Raw genomic sequence first — 4,057 nt, 5'->3', positions numbered from 1 at the left:
CGGACCCCGCACATCACCCGGAAAACGACAACCCATCCCCACAATCGCAATCGGCTCGTCCTCCCCCACCACCACCGGCAACACCGACCCCACGGACGCGGCGGTACCGAGCAGCTCGGTGCGCAGGTGAGCGGCGAGGGCGGCGACCGTCGGGTGGTCGAAGAGGAGCGAGGGGGGCAGCCGCAGGCCCGTGGCCTCGTTCAGCCGGTTACGCAGCTCGACCGCGGTCAGCGAGTCGAAGCCCAGGTCGCTGAACGCCCGCTCCGAGGGAATCGCGTCCGCGCGCGTGTGGCCGAGGACGGTCGCCACCTGGGACCGCACCAGGCCGATCAGGGACTGCTCCTGCTCGGGCTCGGGCAGGGCGCGCAGCCGGTCGGCCCACGAGCCGCCCTCTGCGACTCCGGTCGCCCGCCGTCGCGCGGGAACACGGATCAGCGTGCGGAACAGGGCGGGCAGTGTGCCGTCGGCTGCCCGGGACCGGAGTCCGGCCGCGTCGAGCCGGGCCGCCACCAGATCGGCGCGGTCCGCGCTCGCGAGTGCGGCGTCGAAGGCGGCGAACGCCTGCTCGGTGGACAGGGCGGAGATACCGGCACGGCGCAGACGGGCCTGGTCGGCGCCGGTGAGGCTGCCGGTCATTCCACTGGCCTCGGCCCACAGACCCCACGCCAACGACGTCGCCGGCAGGCCCTCCGCACGACGCCGCAACGCCAACGCGTCCAAAAACGCATTCGCCGCCGCATAGTTCGCCTGACCCGCCGTACCCAGCGTCCCCGCAACCGACGAGAACACCACGAACGCCGACAGACCCTTGTCAGCCGTCAGCTCGTGCAGATGCCAGCCCGCATCCACCTTCGGCCGCAACACCACCTCGAGCTGCTCAGCGGTCAACGACTCGACCGTGCCGTCGTCCAGCACACCAGCCGTATGCACCACGCCCGTCAACGGATGCTCGTGCGGCACCGCATCCAGCAGCGCCGCCGACGCCTCCCGGTCCGCCACATCACACGCGGCGACGGTCACCTCGGCGCCCAGCGCCGACAGCTCCGCCACCAGTTCTGCCGCACCCTCCGCGTCCGGGCCACGGCGGCTCACCAGCAGCAGCTGCCGCACTCCGTGCGCCGTCACCAGATGACGCGCCACCAGACCACCGAGCGTCCCGGTAGCCCCGGTGACCAGCACCGTGCCCCCGGCACCGAACACCGGCAGCTCACCACCACCCGATCCCGCCACCCGGCCCAGCCGTGGTACGTACACCTGACCGCCCCGCACGGCGAGTTGCGTCTCGCCCTGAGCGACCGCTGCGGAGACCAGCCCCGCCGGCACCTCGCCCGCACCATCGGCATCCACCAGCACGAACCGGCCCGGATGCTCGGTCTGTGCCGAACGCACCAGACCCCACACCGCCGCCCCCGCCAGATCCCGAACACTCTCACCCGGCAGTGCGGCAACCGCACCCCGCGTCACCACCACCAAAGGCGCCCCCGAAACCCCCTCGTCAGCAAGCCGCTCCCCCACCAGGGTGAGCGCCCGCAGGGTGGCTTCGTGCACCTGCGCGGGCACGTCGCCGCCGCCCGCACCGCACTCGACGAACGCCGTCTCGTACGACGCGGCGCCATCAAGCGGTGCGGCCGGCACCTCCCCGTCGAGAGCAGTCCATTCCAGGCCGAACAGCGACTGGTCCGCCCGGCGGCCCGTGGTGGCGATCCCGTCCGCGGTCAGCGGCCGGAGCGAGAGCGACTCCACGGACGCCAAGGGCTCGCCGGCGCCGTCGGCGAGGGTGAGAGCGGCGGAGTTCGCCCCGGTCACCGACAGCCGTACACGCAATGCGGAGGCGCCGGCAGCGTGCAGGCGTACGCCCGTGAAGGCGAACGGAATCCTGGGCGTGGCCACGGAGCCGGGCCCGTCCGCGGGTTCGGCGAAACCCAGCACCATCGCATGCAGCGCGGCGTCCAGCAGCGCCGGGTGCAGGCCAAAACGGCCCGCCTCGGCCGCCGTGTCCTGCGGCAGCCGCACCTCGGCACAGAGGTCCGTGCCATCCCGCCACAGCGCCTGCAGGCCCTGGAACACCGGGCCATAGCCGTAGCCGAGGTCCGCCAACCGCTCGTAGGCGCCGGTGACATCGACCGGCACGGCACCGGCGGGCGGCCACGCGCCGGGCGCCGCCGGAGCCGGGGCCTGGGCCGTGGGTGCCTCGACCGCCAGCGACCCGGTGGCGTGCCGGACCCATGGCTCGCCGTCCGGCTCGGCCTGCGGCTCCTGCGGGCGGGAGTGGATGGTCACGGTCCTGCGGCCGGAGTCGTCCAGGCCGCTCACCAGTACCTGCAGCTGGACCGCACCGCTTTCCGGTAGCACCAGCGGCGATTCCAGGGTGAGCTCGTCGAGTTCGCTGCAGCCGATCCGGTGGCCGGCCTGCAGGGCCAGTTCCACGAAGGCCGTACCGGGCAGCAGCACCGTGCCGCTCACGGCATGGTCGGCCAGCCACGGATGCGTACGCAGCGACAGCCGACCGGTGAGCACCATGCCTTCGCCGTCCGCGGACGTCACCGCGGCGCTGAGCAACGGGTGGTCGTCGGTGCTCTCCAGGCCGAGCCTGGTGGCGTCGCCGACCGGCCCCGACGGCTCCAGCCAGTACCGCTCGCCCTCGAACGGGTAGGTCGGCAGCTCCACCCGCCGGTGCTGCCCAGGCCCGAACACGGCTTCCCAGTGGACCGGCAGGCCGCGCACATAGGCGTCGGCGAGCGCGGTGAGGACACCGGACGTCTCCTGTTCGCCGCGGCGCAGGGCGGGGATGGCCGCCACCTGGTCGTCGTCGAGCGAGGCCGCGACGGCAGGGGTGAGTACGGCGTCGAAGCCCAGCTCGATGCAGGTCGTCACGCCCTCGTCCCGCAGCGTGCGGATGCCGTCGGCGAAGCGGACTGCTTCGCGGATGTGCCGGACCCAGTAGTCGGGCGAGGTCAACTGCTCATCCGTCGCCAGCTCACCCGTCACATTCGACACCACCGGAATACCGGCCGGGGCATACGACAGACTCCCGGCAACCTCCCGGAACTCCTCCAGCACATCATCCATATGCGCCGAATGGAACGCATGGCTCACCCGCAGCCGAGTCGTCCTACGACCCCGGGCACGCCACACCTCGACGATCTCCTCGACCGCCGCACCATCACCCGACACCACCGTCGACTCCGGCGCATTCACCGCAGCCACCACAGCACGACGCCCCTCGAGCGTCGCCAGCACCTCCGCCTCCGAAGCCTGGACAGCAGCCATCGCACCACCGCCACGAGCCGCCTGCATCAGCCGGCCACGCGCAGCCACCAAGGTGCAGGCATCCGGCAACGACCACACACCCGCCAGATACGCCGCGGTCAGCTCACCGATGGAATGGCCCACCAGAAAATCCGGCACCACACCCCACGACCCCAACAACCGGTGCAGCGCCACCTCCACCGCAAACAGCGCCGGCTGCGCATACCGCGTCTCATCCAGCAGACCCGCATCCGGACCATCCGCATCCGCGAAAACAACCTCCCGCAACGGCCGCTCCAGATGCGCATCCAACTCCGCAGACACCTCATCGAACGCCGCCGCGTACACCGCAAACGCGCGATACAACTCACGCCCCATACCCAGGCGCTGACTCCCCTGACCGGAGAAGAGGAATGCGTTCTTCCCGGGTCGGCGTGCGTGCCCGCTGCGGACGGTGGCCGTCGCTTCCCCGCGTGCGAACGCATCGAGGCCGGCGAGCAGTTCATCCCTGTTCGCGCCGACGACCACCGCGCGGTGGTCGAGCGCGGCCCGGGTGGTGGCGAGGGCGTGACCGACGCTGCCGGCGTCCACAGCGGTGTCGTGGGCGATATGGTCCCGCAACCGTTCTGCCTGCGCCCGGAGAGCGGCGGCCGTGCCGGCGGACAGCACCCACGGGACGGGGCGGTCGCCCGGCACCGGGTCGCCGGAACCGACCGGCTCGTCCTGCGGCTCCTCGATGATGACGTGGGCGTTGGTGCCGCTGATGCCGAAGGAGGACACCGCGGCCCTGCGCGGACGCTCCCCGCCC

The 4,057-nt window shown here is 72.1% G+C and carries 1 protein-coding gene; it reads right to left on the bottom strand.

The annotated features are described in order from the left end of the window. On the bottom strand, positions 1 to 4,057 hold a 4,057-nt coding region (locus ABZW18_RS34260; protein WP_356195300.1), incomplete at both ends, for a type I polyketide synthase.

The sequence above is a fragment of the Streptomyces sp. NPDC004647 genome (assembly GCF_040609575.1).
GTDB lineage: Bacteria > Actinomycetota > Actinomycetes > Streptomycetales > Streptomycetaceae > Streptomyces.
Note: the sequence above shows the minus strand (reverse complement) of the source record. Positions and strands in the feature narration are given on the sequence as shown.